The sequence below is a fragment of the Candidatus Enterococcus leclercqii genome (assembly GCF_009933135.1).
Taxonomy (GTDB): Bacteria; Bacillota; Bacilli; order Lactobacillales; family Enterococcaceae; genus Enterococcus_C; species Enterococcus_C leclercqii.
The window spans coordinates 207,428-226,167 of the sequence record NZ_MAEH01000017.1 but is presented as its reverse complement, the minus strand read 5'-3'; the positions used below and the strand labels follow the sequence as shown (position 1 = coordinate 226,167).

The following is an 18,740-nucleotide window of genomic DNA, read 5'->3' as shown; positions in this document are numbered from 1 at the left end:
TTTGCTAATGATTGAACACCTGTGTATTTCAAACAAACGCAGCTAAAAAAATCCGTTGACCATTACAATTAAAAGGAGTGTTCCCCAACATGAAAGTTACCCTCAACCGATCCGTCTTTATTCAAGAATTGGCAACCGTGCAACGGGCCATTTCAAGCAAAACGACTATTCCCATCTTGACTGGGGTTAAAATCGAACTGAAAGACAGCGGACTGACCATGACCGGCAGCAACGCTGATATCTCCATCGAAACTTTTTTAGAAAGCAGCAATGAAAAAGCCCAGATGCAGATCGAATCAACGGGCGCCATCGTTTTACAAGCCCGTTTCTTCTCAGAAATCGTCCGCAAACTGCCAGAAGATACCTTCACCATGGAAGTCATGGAAAATAACCAAGTGGCTATCACTTCCGGTAAAGCCAACTTCATTGTCAACGGCTTGGATCCTGACAATTATCCTCATCTGCCTATTGTGGAACGACGCAATCAAATGAAATTGTCTGTTCAGATGCTGAACCAGTTGGTTAGTGAAACTGTTTTTGCTGTTTCAGCGCATGAAAGCCGCCCAATTTTGACAGGTGTTCACTTTATTTTAGAAAATCAAAAGCTGTTGGCTGTGGCTACCGACTCCCACCGACTCAGTCAGCGACTCATTCCTATTGAAGCAGAAGCCAGCGAGTTCAATATCGTCATTCCCGGCAAGAGTCTAATCGAGTTGTCTCGTTCTTTTGCCGATGAGGAAGAAGAAGTGGAAATCAGCATTATGGAAAACCAGGTTCTTTTCAAAACTAAGAACATGCTGTTTTACTCTCGCTTGTTAGAAGGCAATTACCCCGATACCAATCGTTTGATCCCGACCAGCTTCAACACCGAAATCGAATTTGGTGTGCGGGACTTTTTGGCAGCCATTGAACGGGCATCTTTGCTATCTCATGAAGGTCGCAACAATATCGTCCGCCTGTCGATTTCCGACGACAGCGTGATGTTGTACGGAAACTCTCCGGAAGTCGGTAAAGTAGAAGAAGCCCTGAATTACGAAAAAGTAACCGGCGAACCGTTGACGATCTCCTTTAATCCGGACTACATGAAAGCGGCACTGCGGGCTTTTGGTGATATGAGTATTACCATCAAGTTCATTTCGCCGATTCGGCCATTTACCTTGGAACCAACAGAAGGCCAAGGTGAATTTATCCAATTGATCACACCTGTGCGAACCAACTAAACAGCCTCAGTTCAGTAAAAAATTGGTTAAATGTCCCACAAACTTAAGAAAGCGGCAGTTCTCTTTTGAGGCTGCCGTTTTTATTTGGCTATAGTGATTTAAGCAGCGAAAAGTTCTTGTAACCTTGGCAAATTGACTTCACATTAACAGTCACAGAAGTATGCCGGCTTCTGCGGGCTATATCACGTTTCTGATCTGTGCCAAGCTGCCTTTGACAGCTGGGAAAAAGCTGAAAATTGCAACAGCCGGAAAAACTGTTGTTCTTTCTGCTGTCCTGACAAGTTTCATGAAAATAAAAATAAGTTGCTGAAAGAGAGAAAAAATTGGAATCTCGCCGAAAAGGTCCTTAAAATCGATTTTCAGCGATTTTTTTGCTGGAGGATATTTTTTATCGAAAATATACAAGTCTTCTGAGAGTGAAAAATATCCGGAGAAATTTGTTTTTCCCCTTAAAAAAAGGTATAATATGGGTATCTGTTTTATGGTGTTTAGAGTGAAACGAGGGCTGAAAATGAAAGAAAAGATCTATCTGGACGAAACCAGCGAATATATGACGCTGGGACAAGTCCTGAAAGAGGTTAATGTCATCTCCAGTGGCGGACAAGCCAAATGGTATTTGGCAGAGACAACTGTGATGGTAGACGGTGAGCCGGAAAATCGCCGTGGCCGCAAGCTGTACCCGGGGATGATGATCGAGATACCTGATGAAGGTACTTTTTTTATGGCGAAAAAGGATCCCGACGATGCGGCTGAATGACCTCTACCTGCGGAATTTCCGCAATTACGAGGAGCTGTCTTTGACCTTCGACAAAAATATCACGATTTTTCTTGGAGAAAATGCGCAGGGAAAGACCAATGTTCTGGAAAGCATCTATGTGTTGGCCATGACCCGCAGCCACCGCACCACCAACGAGCAAGAGCTGATTCGTTTTGATCAAGATCATGCCTATCTCAAAGGGGACCTGACCAAGCGGGGAGCCACTGTGCCGTTGGAGATTACCCTTACTAAAAAAGGCCGCAAGACGAAGGTGAACCACATCGAGCAAAAAAAGCTTTCCAGCTATGTGGGTCAGATGAACGTAATCTTGTTTGCGCCGGAGGATCTTTCTCTGGTGAAGGGTACTCCTCAAATCCGGCGAAAGTTCTTAGACATGGAGATTGGCCAGATTGATCCCATCTATCTGTATGATCTGGTGCAGTACCAAGGGGTTTTAAAGCAGCGCAATCAATACCTCAAGCAGACTGCCGGTGATAAAAAGCCGGATCCTGTTTATCTGGAAATCCTTGATGAGCAGTTGGTGTCCTTTGGAGCCAAGGTTTTGTTTGCCCGTCAGCGTTTTGTAAAACGGCTGGAATACTGGGCCAATGCTCTTCACCAAAAGATTAGCCGGGAAAAGGAACATTTGACGCTGAAATATGTGTCTTCCATTGCCTTTGACGAGGCAGCTGATCTGACGGCCATCAGTGACGCATTCACAGCCGCACTGCTGAAAAGTCGTGAGAAGGAACGTTTTCGGATGAGTACACAGGTGGGGCCGCACCGAGATGACCTCAGTTTTGCTATCAATGGCAAGGATGTTCAGACCTATGGTTCCCAAGGGCAGCAGCGAACCACCGCATTGAGTGTCAAACTGGCAGAGATTGATCTGATGAAAGAAGAGACAGGGGAATTTCCCATTTTGCTTTTAGATGACGTGATGAGCGAATTGGATGATTCTCGTCAGCTTCATCTTTTGGAAACCATCGAAGGTAAAGTTCAGACCTTTTTAACCACTACCACCTTGGAGCATGTCAAAAATAAGATGACGGTAGAACCCGCCATCTATTATGTAACACAAGGACATATCACCAAAGAAGCAGCTTCAACGGATCAGCTATAGATCCCTTTTTATTTAGATAAATCGACTTTAGTGGCAGGCAACAGCCGTTAAAGTTTTCCCTGATCTTGCAGCAAGCTGGCAGTTTTGTAAAAAATGAACGGGATTGCCCGCCGCTGGACCATTTTTGTGTCTCGCCGCTGCGTTTCAGACAGAAAGGAGCTTTTCGTTAATGACAGAAGAAGAAAAGAACAAACAGGAACTTGCCAAGGCTTATGATGCCAGCCAGATCCAGGTCTTAGAAGGCTTGGAAGCGGTGCGTAAACGTCCTGGTATGTATATTGGTTCCACTAGCGGCGAAGGTCTCCATCACTTGGTTTGGGAAATTGTCGACAACTCGATTGATGAAGCGTTGGCCGGCTTTGCTACCAAGATTGAAGTTATTGTGGAGCCAGACAATAGTATCACCGTCGTGGATGACGGCCGAGGAATTCCCGTGGACATCCAAGCCAAAACGGGGCGGCCAGCTGTTGAAACAGTGTTTACCGTTTTACATGCCGGCGGTAAATTTGGCGGTGGCGGATACAAAGTTTCCGGGGGTCTGCATGGGGTGGGTTCATCCGTTGTTAACGCCCTTTCCACTAGTTTGGACGTCAAAGTTTATAAAGATGGCAAAATCTATTACCAAGAATACCGTCGTGGGGCAGTTGTAGATGATTTGAAAGTCGTCGGTGAGACAGAACTTCACGGAACCACCGTTCACTTTATTCCCGATCCGGAAATCTTTACTGAAACCGTGGAATTTAACTTCGATAAATTGTCAACTCGGGTGCGGGAGCTGGCCTTTTTGAATCGCGGGTTGCGCATTTCGATTGAAGATCGGCGCAGCGAAGAACCAGTCCTGAGAGAATATCATTACGAAGGCGGAATCAAGAGCTACGTTGAGCATTTGAATAAAGGCAAAGACGTACTCTTTCCTGAACCAATCTATCTGGAAGATGAGCAGCAAGATATCGCTGTGGAAGTATCCATGCAATACACCAACAGCTACCACACCAATATTTTAAGCTTTGCTAACAATATTCATACCTATGAAGGCGGAACCCATGAATCCGGCTTTAAAACAGCTCTGACCCGGGTAATCAACGACTACGCCCGACGCCAAAAGCTGATGAAAGAAAATGACGAAAACCTCTCCGGTGAAGATGTGCGGGAAGGCCTGACAGCAGTTATTTCAATCAAACACCCAGATCCGCAGTTTGAGGGACAAACGAAGACTAAACTGGGAAATTCGGAAGTCCGGACAGTCGTCGATCGTCTGTTTTCAGAACACTTTATGAAATTCTTGATGGAAAATCCAACAGTCGGTCGTCAAATTATCGACAAAGGAATCATCGCTTCAAAAGCTCGGATGGCCGCAAAACGTGCCCGTGAGATGACTCGGCGTAAGGGAACACTGGAGATCAGCAATCTGCCAGGGAAATTAGCGGACTGTTCTTCAAACGATCCAGAAAAATGCGAATTGTTTATCGTCGAAGGAGATTCAGCCGGTGGTTCTGCTAAGCAAGGACGTAACCGCGAATTTCAAGCAATCCTGCCAATCCGCGGGAAGATTTTGAACGTAGAAAAAGCGAGCATGGACAAGATTTTGGCCAACGAAGAAATCCGTTCCTTGTTTACTGCGATGGGAACGGGCTTCGGTGCTGATTTTGATGTTTCGAAAGCTCGTTATCATAAACTGGTTATCATGACCGATGCCGATGTCGATGGTGCCCATATTCGAACCCTGCTTTTGACCCTGTTTTATCGGTATATGCGTCCTATCGTAGAAGCCGGTTACGTTTACATCGCTCAGCCGCCTTTGTATGGGGTGAAACAAGGGAAAAATATCACTTATGTCCAACCCGGCAAAGATGCAGAAGAACGCCTGCAAGCAACTATTGATGCACTGCCAGCCACACCGAAGCCAAGCATTCAGCGTTATAAAGGGCTGGGGGAAATGGACGATCATCAACTGTGGGAAACAACGATGGATCCAGAAAATCGCCTGATGCTGCGGGTATCTGTTGAAGATGCAATCGAAGCCGACCAGGTTTTTGAAATGTTGATGGGCGACCGAGTGGAACCACGTCGAAACTTTATCGAAGAAAATGCACATTACGTCAAGAATTTAGACATTTAAGGAGGGAGAATGAACTGTGGAAGATCATAAAGAAAATATCCAAAACGTCAACCTGACCAGTGAAATGAAGACCTCCTTCATCGATTATGCGATGAGTGTCATCGTGGCGCGGGCCTTGCCAGATGTGCGTGATGGATTGAAGCCGGTTCACCGCCGGATTTTATACGGAATGAACGAATTGGGTGTAACGCCGGACAAGCCTCATAAAAAATCAGCCCGGATTGTCGGGGATGTCATGGGTAAGTATCACCCCCACGGCGACAGTGCCATCTATGAGTCAATGGTGCGGATGGCGCAACCCTTCAGCTACCGCTATATGCTGGTAGACGGCCATGGGAACTTTGGTTCAGTGGATGGTGACGGAGCTGCTGCGATGCGGTATACCGAAGCCCGTATGAGTAAACTGGCAATGGAAATGTTGCGGGACATCAATAAAAATACGGTTGATTTCATCAGTAACTATGATGATTCCGAAAAAGAACCGGAAGTTTTGCCGGCTCGTTTCCCGAACCTGTTGGTGAACGGAACTACCGGGATCGCCGTCGGTATGGCTACCAATATTCCACCCCATAACTTAAGAGAAGTTACAGCAGCTATTGAATTGCTGATGGATGATCCTGAGGTAACCACCAATGAGTTGATGGAAGTCTTGCCTGGGCCGGACTTTCCTACTGGCGGTTTAGTCATGGGTAAATCTGGTATCCGCCGGGCGTATGAAACTGGTAAGGGATCGATTACTGTTCGGGCAAAAGTGGAAATCACGGAGATGCCTAACGGAAAAGAGCGAATTTTAGTCACCGAACTGCCTTATATGGTGAATAAAGCCAAGTTGATCGAACGCATTTCTGAGCTGCACCGGGACAAGCGGATCGAAGGAATCACTGATTTGCGGGATGAATCATCTCGGGAAGGCATGCGGATTGTTATCGATGTCCGAAGAGACGTTAGTGCTTCTGTTATTTTAAATAACTTGTATAAAATGACTGCACTGCAGACTTCTTTTGGCTTCAACATGTTGGCCATCGAAAAAGGTGTACCGAAGATTCTCAGCTTGAAAGAAATCCTCGTAAACTACGTCGAGCACCAAGAAGAAGTCATCACTCGCCGGACGCAATTTGACAAAGACAAGGCCGAAGCACGGGCCCACATTTTGGAAGGTCTGCGGATTGCTTTGGATCACATTGATGAAATTATCGCCATCATTCGCGGATCCAAAACCGATGACGAAGCTAAAAATACTATGATGGAACGCTTCAAACTCTCCGATCGTCAGGCACAAGCCATTTTGGATATGCGTTTGCGCCGTCTGACCGGTTTGGAACGAGACAAGATTGAAGCGGAATATCAGGAATTACTGAAACTCATTGAAGACTTGAAAGATATTTTGGCTCGTCCAGAACGGGTACGAGAAATCATCATTACTGAACTGAAAGACGTCGCTAATCGCTTTGGTGACAATCGTCGGACAGAACTTCTGGTAGGCGAAGTATTGAGTTTGGAAGATGAAGATTTGATTGAAGAAGACGAAGTAGTTATCACATTGACCAACAACGGCTATATCAAACGCGTAGCCAACAGCGAGTTTCGTGCGCAACGCCGCGGTGGCCGAGGCGTTCAGGGGATGGGGGTCCACGATGAAGACTTCGTGAAGACACTGGTATCTTGCTCGACCCACGATACACTCCTCTTCTTTACCAATATGGGAAAAGTCTACAAAGCAAAAGGTTACGAGATTCCTGAATATGGCCGTGCTGCCAAAGGAATTCCAGTCATTAATTTGCTGGGGATTGATTCCAACGAGAAGATCCAAACGATTATCGCTGTCAATGGCGGCCCAGAATCCGGTCGTTACCTCTTCTTCACCACTCGATTAGGAATTGTCAAACGGACGTCAGTCGATGCCTTTTCTAACATTCGCAGCAACGGTTTGATCGCAATCGGACTTAAAGAGGGCGACGAACTGGTCAGCGTTCTGGAAACAGCTGGTGATTCTACAATCATCATCGGGACCCACAGCGGCTATTCTGTGACCTTTAAAGAAGAAGTTGTTCGAGATATGGGTCGAACAGCAGCCGGTGTGCGAGGAATCCGCCTTCGTGACGAAGATTATGTAGTCGGTGTTGCCACTTTGAGTGACGACAAAGAAGTGTTAGTAATTACCGAAAATGGCTACGGTAAACGTACTTCCGGAGCGGAATATCCGATCAAGGGCCGTGGTGGTAAAGGGATCAAAACTGCCAATATCACTGCTAAAAACGGTCCATTGGCGGGCTTAACGACGGTGGACGGCACGGAAGACATCATGGTCATCACTGACAAAGGTGTCATTATCCGCTTCAACGTGGAAGGTGTCTCACAAACTGGTCGAGCAACGCTGGGTGTTCGCTTAATGCGGATGGAAGACGATGCAAAAGTCGTTACCATGGCAGTTATCGAACCAGAAGAAGCCGAAGATCAAGAAACTGAAGCAATTGAAACACCCGAACAAGACGCATAAGAATCATTACGGGAGCTATGACAAAAGTCTAGTCACCATCTTGTAAAGGAAAAAATAGCAAACGTGAGCTACAAGCAAAAGAGAAGGCATTTCCACTAAAAACGGTGGAAGTGCCTTCTTTTTTCGCTGTTGAAAATTTCAAACACAGACTAACAGGGATGAAATCAAGGGCAGTCTGTGCTTCTCCTATACGCAGGACAATGTTGCCTCTAAAGACTATGGCAACTATTTACTAACATAGATTCTCTTACTTAGTTGTTGAAACCTGCGGCGTTTATCATCTAGAAATGATGGAGGTCACAAGCTCCTTTTTGGGAAGCTGAACAGACCAGCTTGCAGCTAAGCCTAGACAAGATTTGATAGTTTTAGCTGTGGAAAACTTAACGGTAAAGAAACTGGCTGAAGGCGACGATTGACGATTGTTGAAAAGTAAAGAAGGCTGTTCTAAAAGTTTTCCACAGTGGATAAGTTTTAGCAGCGGAAGTCTTTTTCGCCAGCTTGTTCAAATTGGCCCCAGTTGTGTGCTTAGAAGCTGGCGATTTGTTGTTTTACGAGCAGGTATGGAGAGGATTCTTCTGGGGAATGATGGTTGTTTGATTGACAGCTCCGTGTTTTCCGTTGTAGAATAGCTTTAATTTAAGAGGTAGAAGCGATGAGGGAAACGAGTACCTTTGCAGATGTTCTTCAGAGAGTAGCCGGGTGGTGAGAGGCGCGGACACAGCAGATGGGAATACAGTCCTGAGCTGCCGGTGGAATCAAGTAGACCGGATCGGAGTTGCATCCGTTAACAATGCACAAGTATGTTGGTACTTGGTTGAGGAGTCTTTTGCGTAAGCAGGACTCGAAAAAAGGTGGTAACGCGTGTAAACGTCCTTTGGCTATATAGCCAAAGGGCGTTTTTTTTGACGATAACAACAAGAAGAAAGGATGAAGTGAGTTTATGAAGTACACAATTGACCAGCAGCTAGCAATCATTAAAAAAGGTGCCGCTGAAATCGTCTCAGAAGATGAGTTACGAAAAAAATTGTTAAAATCTGCCGCTGAAAATAAGCCGTTGGTGATCAAATTAGGGCTGGATCCCACGGCGCCGGATATTCACTTAGGCCACGCCGTAGTCTTACGCAAAATTAAGCAGATGCAGGATCTCGGACATCAGGCAGTGATCATTATCGGGGATTTTACCGGTAAAATCGGGGATCCCTCTGGTCGCAGCAAAGGGCGGAATCAGCTTTCAGAAGAGCAAGTCAAACAAAATGCCAAGACCTATGTAGCACAGCTAACGCAGATTCTAGATCCTGAAAAAACTGCGGTACGATTCAATAGTGAGTGGCTATCGCAACTGGATTTTAGTGACACGTTGGCCTTGGCACAGACGATTTCCGTAGCTCGAATGCTAGAGCGGGATGATTTTGCCCGCCGCTACCAAAATCAAATCCCCATCGGTCTACATGAATTCTTTTACCCCTTGATGCAAGCGTATGATTCACTAGCTATTGAAGCAGATATCGAGATTGGCGGAACTGATCAGACATTCAATCTCTTAATGGGACGGCACCTACAAAAACATTTTAATAAAGAAAAGCAGGTAACCATTTTTATGCCTTTACTAGAAGGGCTGGATGGTGTTGAAAAGATGAGTAAATCATTGGGAAATTACATCGGGGTAGCTGAGGCGCCGTTTGTCATGTTCAAAAAGGTGATGGAAGTTCCGGATTCATTGCTGCTTAAATACTTTTTGTTAGCTACAGATCTGCTGCCTTCAGAAATAACAGCATTACAAAAACGGCTGGAGACAGGGGAAAATCCACGGGATATCAAGTTGATCTTAGCTACTGAAATCACCGGGCTGTACCACGGAAAAGACGTCGCACTACAAGCAAAGCAGGAGTTCATTACCGTTTTCCAAAGAGACGGGATTCCTGAAACTATGCCGGAAGTAAGTCTTGGGGAAATTAGCAGCCTGACTGGGCTGGCTTCGTTGCTGGTAGAAGCAGGAGAGCTCACCAGCCGGAGTGCGTTTCGTCGACTAGTGGAGCAAGGCGGCGTGCAGTTGAATGGCGCCAAGCTTTCTATAGCACTTTTTGAAGAAACACAAGTTACTCGCGGTGATATCATACGTCTAGGTAAAAAGCGGTTTATTCGTCTGATCTGAGCGCTCTCTTTTTATGTATTGCCTCTGATTAAAGCCAATGACAATTGAAAGCTTTCTCAGCAGAAATTTTACTTTGTTTGCGTAATTGTTGTTGGAGGAGTCGGGATGGTTGACCGCCCTCCTGTCAAATATTTGGAAGCTTTTATTCTAGAAGTAAGCAATAAAAAGCTTGATTTATGGGATGATTTCCTGTATACTTTTACTTTGTGAGTAGTCTGAAAAGACAGCTCTCTCTGCTCTCAGACAAGCTGAGGGCCAAAGTCCATAGGGAGGTGAAAATCAATGGAAAACACGAAATATGAAGTTATGTACATCATTCGTCCAAACATTGATGAGGAAGCAAAAGCTGCTTTGATCGAACGTTTCGATGCAATCTTGAAAGACAACGGTGCTGAAGTCGTTGAATCAAAAGATTGGGAAAAGCGCCGCTTAGCGTATGAAATGAACGGATTCCGTGAAGGTATCTACCACATCGTCAAAGTTACTTCTCCATCAACTGCTGCTGCGATCAATGAATTTGACCGTTTGGCAAAAATCAACGACGATATTCTTCGTCACATGATTATCAAGGAAGAAGCATAATTCATCCGAAATGTTTCACGTGAAACATTTTTGACGATGAGGAGAGGAGCGTGAACCTTTTGATTAACAATGTCGTCTTAGTCGGTCGTCTGACCAAAGATCCTGATTTGCGATTTACTGGTAATGGAGCTGCAGTAGCAACCTTCACATTAGCCGTCAATCGTAATTTCACCAACCAAAACGGTGATCGGGAAGCTGATTTCATCAACTGTGTGATTTGGCGTAAACCCGCAGAAACACTGGCAAATTATGCTAAAAAAGGTACCTTGCTAGGCGTGACTGGGCGGATCCAAACGCGTAATTATGAAAATCAACAAGGTCAACGTGTGTATGTCACTGAAGTAGTAGCCGATAACTTCCAATTGTTGGAGTCTCGTCAACAATCCGAGCAGCGTCAACAACCTGGTAGCGGTTATAATAACAACAGCAGTGCTGGTAACTTTGGTTCTTCCAACAGTTACAATAGCGGACAAAACACTGGCAACTCATTCGAACAAAATCAAAACCAATCTTCTCAACCATTCAACGGGATGCCGAATTTCGATCGGGATACTGCTGATCCATTCAGCAATTCTGGAACGTCTATCGACATTTCCGACGATGATCTACCATTTTAACAGGTAAATTGACAGGAGGGAATTTAAATGGCACAACAACGTAGAGGCGGACGTAAACGTCGTAAAGTTGACTATATCGCAGCTAACCATATCGAATATATCGATTACAAAGATATTGAATTGCTTAAACGCTTTATCAGTGAACGTGGGAAAATTTTACCACGTCGTGTAACTGGTACCGGTGCGAAAAATCAACGTAAATTGACTATCGCTATCAAACGGGCTCGTATCATGGGTCTGTTGCCGTTCGTAGGCGAAGAATAAGATGTAATCAAGCTTTCGATGTTCTGTACTTGCAGTTCATCGAAAGCTTTTTTGTTGTATACTAATTAATAAATGTTTCACGTGAAACACTCACTGGCAGCTAATTTGGAATGTAAGGTAGTCGAAACAGCGCTGTATCGCTAAAATTCAGCTGTTATGATAAAATAAAGTGTCGGACGTATAGCCTGACTGGATGATAATAAAGTGAAGTGAGTATCCGAAAATTTCCGGAGACTTTTTGTTGGGAAAGGAGTATGGGATGAATCAGAAACGTTTTGTTCAAATACTGGTCCTGATGACATTGATCCAGGTCCTGTGTATCCTGTTGATCCCGTGGCGTTGGTTGTTGGTTTTATTAGCAGTGATTGCTGCTTTTTGTATTTATGGTTTATATCGGGAGGTACGACGTTTTTTACAGATGAGCGAGAAAGAGCGAATCAATCAGGCGGCTGATCTGGCAGAGACGAATTCAGAGTATCTTTCAAAACTGGCACCCTATCCACTGTATATGTATGACGAGCAAAATCATATCCGCTGGCTGAATGATAAAGCGATTGCATTACAGGAAAAGTATGGTGATCAGTTGTGGGCTGAGCAGCTACAGCCAGCTATAAAGGCGCAGCGGGAAACCGGCAGTATTACGATGAAGGATTCAAACCTTCGTTATCGTATCGACTTTGATAAACGAATCATCTTTGTGGAGAATATTTCTCAAGAGGTAGCTGCCATCCAAAGGCAACGGGAACAACAGGCGGCGATTGGCTTCATTTCTATTGATAATTATGATGATGTCATTGATCAGATGGATGATAAAGAAGTTTCCTATTTGAATTCCTTTGTGACGACTTTCATCTCTGACTGGGGAGACGAGTACCGCATCTATTATAAACGATTGAATGCTGAACGTTATTTTTTCACGTCTAGGCTGGAAGATATCATCCGAATGGAGCAAGATAACTTTTCTATCGTCGAACGGTTGCGAAAAGCGGCTGAAGATCAGAACTTTGCCTTGACGATTAGCATGGGAATTGCGTACGGCGATGACACGCTTGAGCGTATCGGGGATACTGCGCAGAACAACTTGGATATTGCATTGGTTCGTGGTGGTGATCAGGTAGTCTTGAAGGATGTTGATGAAGCTGCTAAACCAAAATTCTACGGAGGAACCACGACCAGTACCGCGAAGAGAACGCGTGTTCGCTCCAGGGCTATGAGTACAGCGTTGAAAAAAATTTTTCAAGAAGCCGATCAGATCTTTGTCATGGGGCATCGTTTTCCTGATATGGACGCTATTGGCTCGGCTTTCGGTGTTTCCTGTCTGGCCGACTTTCAGGGCAAAGAAAGCTATGTAGTGATCAACGAGCGGGAATTAATACCGGATGTGGAGCGTTGTTTGACAGAAATCCATCAGCATCCTGAAATGGAGAAAAAGCTGATTACTGTTGAGAACGCGATGGCTTTGGTGAAACCCGGCAGTCTGTTGGTAATGGTGGACTACCATAAACCCTCCATGTCTATTTCGCAGGATCTTTATGATAAATTCGAGCAGGTGGCAATCATCGATCATCATCGCCGTGGGGAAGAGTTCCCATCGAAACCACTGCTGACTTATATTGAATCTTCTGCCTCATCAGCGTCAGAGCTTGTGGCGGAATTGATACAATATGAAAGTCATGCCAATAAACAGTTGGATAAGTTTACAGCTACCCTGTTGTTGGCAGGAATTTTTGTCGATACAAAAAATTTCGTGGTTCGCACTAGTCCGCGGACGTTTGATATATCCAGCTATTTGAAATCAAATGGGGCCAATACGGATCTGATTCAGTATCTGCTTAGCTCTGATTTGACCTCTTTTCTGGAAATCAGTGAGCTCGTTGCTAAAAGTGAGTTTATTACTCCTAATATCGTGATTGCTTGCGGGGATCCTGGCAAGGTCTATGACAATGTGACAGCGGCTAAAACGGCGGACACGCTGCTCTCCATGAACGGTGTGGAGGCATCCTTTGTCCTGACGACTCGTGAGGATCAGTTAGTCGCAATCAGTGCTCGCAGCTCTGGAAAAATCAACGTCCAACTGGTAATGGAGGCTCTGGGTGGTGGTGGTCATTTCACGAATGCTGCTACTCAGATCAAGGATAAAACACTACACGAAGTCAAAGAGATGCTTTATAATGAGGTACAGAACGTGTTAAAACAAGAGGGGGCACAATCATGAAAGTCATATTCTTACAAGATGTTAAAGGTAAAGGTAAAAAAGGGGAAGTCAAAGAAGTCCCAACTGGTTATGCACAGAATTTTTTACTAAAAAATAACTTAGCAAAAGAAGCAAATAAAGAAAATGTTGCTGTTTTGAAGGGGCAGAAAAAAGCTCAGGAGAAACACGATGCTGAGATCTTGAAAGAGGCTCAGGAACTAAAAGCAGTCTTGGAAAAAGAAGATACCGTCGTGGAATTAAAAGCCAAAGCCGGTGAAGATGGTCGTTTGTTCGGCTCAATTCCTTCTAAGCAAATTGCTGATGCACTACAAAAACAATACAAGGTGAAGATCGATAAGCGAAAACTAGACTTGCCAAATCCGATTCGCACATTGGGGTATACAAAAGTACCTGCAAAGCTTCATACGGATGTGACAGCAACCTTAAATGTTCATGTAGTAGCGGAATAATACCAGTGACAGTAGTTTACTCGATTTGAGGCGGCGACAATCCTCTTGTCACCCTCCTTTAAAGCGAAGATTTCCAAACGTGAGTCACGAGCAAAAGACAAGTAACTTCCATGAGAACCCGTGGAAGCTGCTTGTCTTTTCGTTGTTAAACCGCTCAAATGGGAATTAAGCTGGAAGGTAAGACGCGTTTTACTGCTATGAAAATCAGCATTGTGCTCTCTGGAATTATTCAGCCTGCTGCTTTGTTTTGGCAGCTTGCTGAAGCTTCTGTGAGACAATGCGGAACTAGCAAGAAAACGACGAATCTACTTTACATAATCTTACACTTTGCCTCTGGGTCCTGCGTTGTATTCAAAGGTGAATTCTTGTAGAATAAAGAGACGAATCAGGAGGAAAAAGACCATGGATGAAGTTTGGCAAGATCGCATGCCCCCTCAAGATATACAAGCAGAACAGGCTGTATTAGGGGCAATCTTTCTCGATCCCGAGGAGATTAACAATGCGATGGAAGTCCTTGAGGCACCGGATTTTTATCAGCGGCGGCATCAGCTGATTTTTTCAGCGATGGTGGCGTTATTTGATCGAGGCGAGGCTATTGATGTGGTCACCCTCAAGGCAGAATTAGAAAAGGCAAATGGCCTGGAAGACGTCGGTGGCATCAGTTATTTGGTAGAGCTTAGCCAGATCACTCCTTATGCGGGCAGTCTGTCTTTTTATGCGAAGATTGTAAAAGATAAATCGGTCTTGCGGGCACTGATTCATGCTGCGAATCAAATCGCGACTAGCGGTTTCCAACAGGATGAAGATGTTTCTTCAATTGTGGAAAATGCCGAGCGGACGATCCTGGAAGTAGCTGAAAATCGTAATAGTGGCGGCTTCCAAGCAATTGAAGATGTGTTGCAGCAGACGTTTAAAAATATTGATTTATTGGCTCAGTCTGATGAAAGCATCACTGGGATCCCTACCGGCTACCCAGCGCTGGACAAGATGACTGCAGGACTGCAAGCCGGTGAGCTGATTATCTTAGCTGCTCGTCCAGCTGTCGGGAAGACGGCGTTTGCACTGAATATCGCTCAAAATATCGGCACGAAGACTGACTCTTCTGTAGCTATTTTCAGTCTGGAAATGGATTCGGAATCACTGGTAAAACGGATGCTGTGTGCAGAAGGCTTGATTGACGCCAGCCATTTGAAGACTGGTCAGCTGACAGACGAGGAGTGGAGTAATCTGGTGATTGCCATGGGCAGTCTTTCCAAAGCCAGCGTCTATATCAATGATACGCCGGGGATCAAAGTTTCTGAGATTCGGGCCCAATGCCGCCGTTTGGCACAGGAAAAACGAAACTTGGGATTAATTTTGATCGATTATCTGCAGCTGATTGAAGGAACTGGTCGGGAAAATCGGCAACAAGAAGTCTCTGAAATCTCCCGTCAGTTGAAAAAACTGGCTAAAGAGCTGAAGGTACCGGTTATCGCATTGTCCCAGCTTTCTCGAGGTGTGGAACAGCGTCAGGACAAACGACCGGTGATGAGTGATATCCGGGAATCTGGATCTATCGAGCAGGATGCCGATATTGTGGCCTTCTTGTATCGTGATGACTATTACCAACGAGAAACCGACGATCCTGATGAAAACCCGGTAGATGCTTCACGAGAAAATATCATAGAAGTTATCATCGAAAAAAACCGAAGTGGTGCCCGAGGAACGGTTGAACTGATGTTTATTAAAGAATACAACAAGTTTACTTCTATTTCGTTACGAGACGATGAGGTACCTCAATTTGGTTAGCAGACAGGTTCTTTCCCTGCTTTTCATAAGTAAAAACAGTGTAAGAGCCATGCTGACTTTCCGCAAAAAGACCACTTTAGCTGTGGTCTTTTTGTATTTATCTCCAATGAAGCAAAAAGGAGGCAAAGATGAAAAGAGACAAGTATGGACAGATAACCGCCAGTCACAAGTCGTATTCAGGGAATAGAGGGCAGCAACGATTGTTAGTGGGCACCTTGCTACTGGCAGTCAGTGGCGGATTGTTGGTGATTTCTCGACAAATAGCCGGCAGTGGGGAATGGTATGCCCAACAACTCTATCCTTATTTTCGCAAAATCATAGGCGGACTAAGCGGCGTAGTCCCTTTTTCAGTCGCGGAAATCGGGCTTTATGTGGGACTTTTTATCTTGATTTGGACGCTTATCAGATGTTTATGGCGGCGTTTCAAAAATAAGGAGAGCAGTGCGATTCTCAACTGGTTGTCAGGCGTGTATCTAGTGGCAGCGCTGCTTTTATTCTTGTATACGTTCGGTTGTGGCATCAATTACCAGCGGGCGTCTTTTCTTACCTTGTCCAAGATGCCACAAAGTCGTTACCAGAAAGAAGATTTGGTTGCCACCGCTCATTGGCTGACAGGTGAGGTCAATCGAACAGCTGCACAGGTGACAAGAGCTGATGGCGGACGGCTGCAACTTTCCAGTGATTACCGCAAAATGGCGTCAAAAACTATGACAGCTGCTGGAAAACGTTATGAAGCTTTGGCGGGTAACTATCCGCCTGCTAAAGGACTACTATTGCCACAATTGTTGTCCTATCAACAGTTATCAGGAATTTATGTTCCTTTCACTGCTGAGGCCAATATCAACAGCGGTATGCCCACGTATGACCAGCCGTTTACAGCTTGTCATGAGCTGGCTCATTTTCAGGGATTTATGTCAGAAGATGAAGCCAATTTTATTGCTTTTCTGGCTTGTCGTGCGTCACCGTATGAGGAATTTGCTTACAGCGGAAATCTGACTGCGTGGCAATACGTCACAAATCGCCTGCGACGAGCAGATCCTGCGGCGTATCAAGCAGAGCAGGCCCGATTGAACAGACAGGCGAAGGTGGATATCAAAGCCGGGGTTGCATTTTGGCAACAGTATGAAGGCGTCATTTCCGATTGGAACCAAAAGGTCAATGATAGCTATCTAAAAGCTCAAGGACAAACTGCCGGAGTGGCTACTTATGGCGGGATAGTGGATCTGGTAGTGAACCATTATCTGCAGACAATCAAAGGCAAGTGAGGGGGCTAATTAGTAGCTGACTGACAGCAGTATTTGAGTCGAAAACAAATTAATGTTCGTGTTTTACTGGTTTAAGCTTTCTTCAAATTTGAATTATTCGATAATTCGTTGAATAAATGGGGCTTGGCTGTTACAATAGTTCTGGATTTAATAAAATTAAATGAGGTGCTGATATGTCATCGGTAGTAGTTGTTGGAACACAATGGGGCGATGAAGGAAAAGGTAAAATCACGGATTTCTTGAGTGAAAATGCTGAAGTAATTGCCCGTTACCAAGGCGGAGACAATGCCGGCCACACCATCAAATTCGACGGCGTGACCTACAAACTGCATTTGATTCCATCCGGTATCTTTTATAAAGAAAAAATTAGCGTGATCGGAAACGGCGTGGTAGTCAATCCGAAATCACTGGTACAAGAATTGGCTTATTTGAAAGAGCACAACGTCAATACTGACAATTTACGGATTTCAGATCGGGCGCACGTCATTTTGCCGTATCATATCAAGTTGGACCAACTGCAAGAAGATGCAAAAGGCGACAACAAAATTGGGACGACTATCAAAGGTATCGGCCCTGCCTATATGGATAAAGCTGCTCGTGTGGGTATCCGGATTGCTGATTTATTGGATAAAGAGATCTTTGAAGAACGCTTGAAGATCAATTTGGAAGAAAAGAACCGTCAATTCGTGAAGATGTTCGATTCTGAAGCTATCGATTTTGATGATATTTTTGAAGAATACTACGCATACGGCCAACAGATTAAACAATATGTAACGGATACTTCTGTTATCTTGAATGACGCATTGGATGCCGGCAAACGGGTCTTATTTGAAGGGGCGCAAGGGGTCATGTTGGATATCGATCAAGGAACTTATCCATTTGTAACCTCTTCGAACCCTGTAGCTGGTGGTGTGACCATCGGATCTGGTGTCGGACCTTCCAAGATTAATAAAGTTGTGGGTGTCTGCAAAGCCTATACTTCTCGTGTAGGGGATGGTCCTTTTCCGACAGAATTGTTTGATGAAGTGGGCAATCAGATTCGTGAAATCGGTCGGGAATACGGTACAACTACGGGACGGCCTCGTCGTGTCGGCTGGTTTGATACGGTAGTAATGCGTCATTCCAAACGCGTTTCCGGGATCACCAATCTGTGTCTGAACTCCATCGACGTTTTGAGCGGATTGGAAACAGTCAAAATCTGTACCGCTTACGAATTGGACGGCGAATTGATTTATCATTACCCGGCTAGCTTGAAGGAATTAAACCGCTGCAAACCGGTGTATGAAGAGCTTCCAGGCTGGTCAGAAGATATCACCCAGTGCAAAACTTTGGCAGAATTGCCGGAAAATGCCCGTAACTATGTCCGTCGTGTCTCTGAATTGGTTGGCGTGCGCATTTCGACGTTTTCAGTAGGACCTGACCGTAACCAAACCAATATTTTGGAAAGTGTTTGGGCACAAATCTAAGAACCAATCACTAGGCAAATGAACGAACCGCTGGCAAGCTGCCAGCGGTTTTTTTTGACAATCGAAGAGCAAGCTATCGTTACATCAAGATTGAATTTAAGAAGTAAGCACGATTTAGACTTATTTTTTACTCTAAATAAAATAGGGAAAACAAGAGATTAGTGATTAATCAACATGTTAATCTAGTAGTTTTTTACTCAAAAGCTACTTTTTTTCGTTGTTCTTC

At 44.8% G+C, this 18,740-nt stretch carries 14 protein-coding genes; all 14 read left to right on the top strand.

The genetic code is table 11. The features are described from left to right. Positions 1 to 89 precede the first annotated feature (89 nt). The 14 genes from dnaN (at position 90) to BAU14_RS12150 (ending at position 18,514) form a co-directional block, all read left to right on the top strand. Positions 90 to 1,220, top strand: a complete 1,131-nt coding sequence (gene dnaN / locus BAU14_RS12215; RefSeq protein ID WP_161900390.1) for a DNA polymerase III subunit beta — start codon at positions 90 to 92, stop codon at positions 1,218 to 1,220. Positions 1,221 to 1,731: 511 nt separating this feature from the next. Next, complete coding sequence (gene yaaA / locus BAU14_RS12210) at positions 1,732 to 1,977, top strand: S4 domain-containing protein YaaA (protein ID WP_161900389.1); 246 nt, start codon at positions 1,732 to 1,734, stop codon at positions 1,975 to 1,977. Further along, entirely contained in the window at positions 1,964 to 3,100 is a 1,137-nt protein-coding gene (recF, locus tag BAU14_RS12205) for a DNA replication/repair protein RecF (protein WP_161900388.1), read from the top strand. Before yaaA ends, recF begins: the two co-directional genes overlap by 14 nt. A 169-nt stretch (positions 3,101 to 3,269) precedes the next feature. Next, positions 3,270 to 5,219 (top strand): DNA topoisomerase (ATP-hydrolyzing) subunit B, encoded by a 1,950-nt coding sequence (gene gyrB, locus BAU14_RS12200; RefSeq protein ID WP_161900387.1) that lies wholly within the window; start codon positions 3,270 to 3,272, stop codon positions 5,217 to 5,219. 16 nt (positions 5,220 to 5,235) lie between these two features. Beyond that, on the top strand, positions 5,236 to 7,716 hold the full coding sequence (gene gyrA / locus BAU14_RS12195; protein ID WP_161900386.1) for a DNA gyrase subunit A: 2,481 nt from the start codon (positions 5,236 to 5,238) through the stop codon (positions 7,714 to 7,716). Positions 7,717 to 8,656: 940 nt separating this feature from the next. Further along, entirely contained in the window at positions 8,657 to 9,868 is a 1,212-nt protein-coding gene (gene tyrS / locus BAU14_RS12190; RefSeq protein ID WP_161900385.1) for a tyrosine--tRNA ligase, read from the top strand. 282 nt (positions 9,869 to 10,150) lie between these two features. Continuing rightward, positions 10,151 to 10,450 carry a 30S ribosomal protein S6 gene (gene rpsF / locus BAU14_RS12185; protein ID WP_161900384.1) on the top strand — a complete coding sequence of 100 codons (300 nt, stop codon included), beginning with the start codon at positions 10,151 to 10,153 and terminating at the stop codon, positions 10,448 to 10,450. A gap of 59 nt (positions 10,451 to 10,509) precedes the next feature. Beyond that, the gene (gene ssb / locus BAU14_RS12180; RefSeq protein ID WP_161900434.1) at positions 10,510 to 11,067 is read left to right on the top strand and encodes a single-stranded DNA-binding protein; all 558 of its coding nucleotides are present in this window, start codon (positions 10,510 to 10,512) and stop codon (positions 11,065 to 11,067) included. A gap of 27 nt (positions 11,068 to 11,094) precedes the next feature. Beyond that, positions 11,095 to 11,331, top strand: a complete 237-nt coding sequence (rpsR, locus tag BAU14_RS12175; RefSeq protein WP_161900383.1) for a 30S ribosomal protein S18 — start codon at positions 11,095 to 11,097, stop codon at positions 11,329 to 11,331. A 259-nt stretch (positions 11,332 to 11,590) separates the two neighbouring features. Further along, the gene (locus tag BAU14_RS12170) at positions 11,591 to 13,546 is read left to right on the top strand and encodes a DHH family phosphoesterase (RefSeq protein WP_161900382.1); all 1,956 of its coding nucleotides are present in this window, start codon (positions 11,591 to 11,593) and stop codon (positions 13,544 to 13,546) included. Continuing rightward, a complete protein-coding gene (gene rplI / locus BAU14_RS12165) occupies positions 13,543 to 13,995 on the top strand; it encodes a 50S ribosomal protein L9 (protein WP_161900381.1) in 453 nt (150 codons plus the stop codon). The genes BAU14_RS12170 and rplI overlap by 4 nt, the downstream gene beginning before the upstream one ends. Before the next feature lie 402 nt (positions 13,996 to 14,397). Further along, positions 14,398 to 15,783: a replicative DNA helicase gene (dnaB, locus tag BAU14_RS12160; RefSeq protein WP_161900380.1), complete on the top strand. Its 1,386-nt coding sequence runs from the start codon at positions 14,398 to 14,400 to the stop codon at positions 15,781 to 15,783. Positions 15,784 to 15,911: 128 nt separating this feature from the next. Continuing rightward, on the top strand, positions 15,912 to 17,048 hold the full coding sequence (locus BAU14_RS12155; RefSeq protein ID WP_161900379.1) for a DUF3810 domain-containing protein: 1,137 nt from the start codon (positions 15,912 to 15,914) through the stop codon (positions 17,046 to 17,048). A 173-nt stretch (positions 17,049 to 17,221) separates the two neighbouring features. Beyond that, the gene (locus BAU14_RS12150) at positions 17,222 to 18,514 is read left to right on the top strand and encodes an adenylosuccinate synthase (protein ID WP_161900378.1); all 1,293 of its coding nucleotides are present in this window, start codon (positions 17,222 to 17,224) and stop codon (positions 18,512 to 18,514) included. Positions 18,515 to 18,740 lie beyond the last annotated feature (226 nt).

What these genes read in the sequence shown, in the direction of transcription:
- gyrB (WP_161900387.1), top strand. Translation starts at nt 3,270, where the DNA reads ATGACAGAAGAAGAAAAGAACAAACAGGAACTTGCCAAGGCTTATGAT.
- tyrS (WP_161900385.1), top strand. Translation starts at nt 8,657, where the DNA reads ATGAAGTACACAATTGACCAGCAGCTAGCAATCATTAAAAAAGGTGCC.
- BAU14_RS12170 (WP_161900382.1), top strand. Translation starts at nt 11,591, where the DNA reads ATGAATCAGAAACGTTTTGTTCAAATACTGGTCCTGATGACATTGATC.
- BAU14_RS12155 (WP_161900379.1), top strand. Translation starts at nt 15,912, where the DNA reads ATGAAAAGAGACAAGTATGGACAGATAACCGCCAGTCACAAGTCGTAT.
- recF (WP_161900388.1), top strand. Translation starts at nt 1,964, where the DNA reads ATGCGGCTGAATGACCTCTACCTGCGGAATTTCCGCAATTACGAGGAG.
- rpsF (WP_161900384.1), top strand. Translation starts at nt 10,151, where the DNA reads ATGGAAAACACGAAATATGAAGTTATGTACATCATTCGTCCAAACATT.
- BAU14_RS12150 (WP_161900378.1), top strand. Translation starts at nt 17,222, where the DNA reads ATGTCATCGGTAGTAGTTGTTGGAACACAATGGGGCGATGAAGGAAAA.
- dnaB (WP_161900380.1), top strand. Translation starts at nt 14,398, where the DNA reads ATGGATGAAGTTTGGCAAGATCGCATGCCCCCTCAAGATATACAAGCA.
- rplI (WP_161900381.1), top strand. Translation starts at nt 13,543, where the DNA reads ATGAAAGTCATATTCTTACAAGATGTTAAAGGTAAAGGTAAAAAAGGG.
- yaaA (WP_161900389.1), top strand. Translation starts at nt 1,732, where the DNA reads ATGAAAGAAAAGATCTATCTGGACGAAACCAGCGAATATATGACGCTG.
- rpsR (WP_161900383.1), top strand. Translation starts at nt 11,095, where the DNA reads ATGGCACAACAACGTAGAGGCGGACGTAAACGTCGTAAAGTTGACTAT.
- dnaN (WP_161900390.1), top strand. Translation starts at nt 90, where the DNA reads ATGAAAGTTACCCTCAACCGATCCGTCTTTATTCAAGAATTGGCAACC.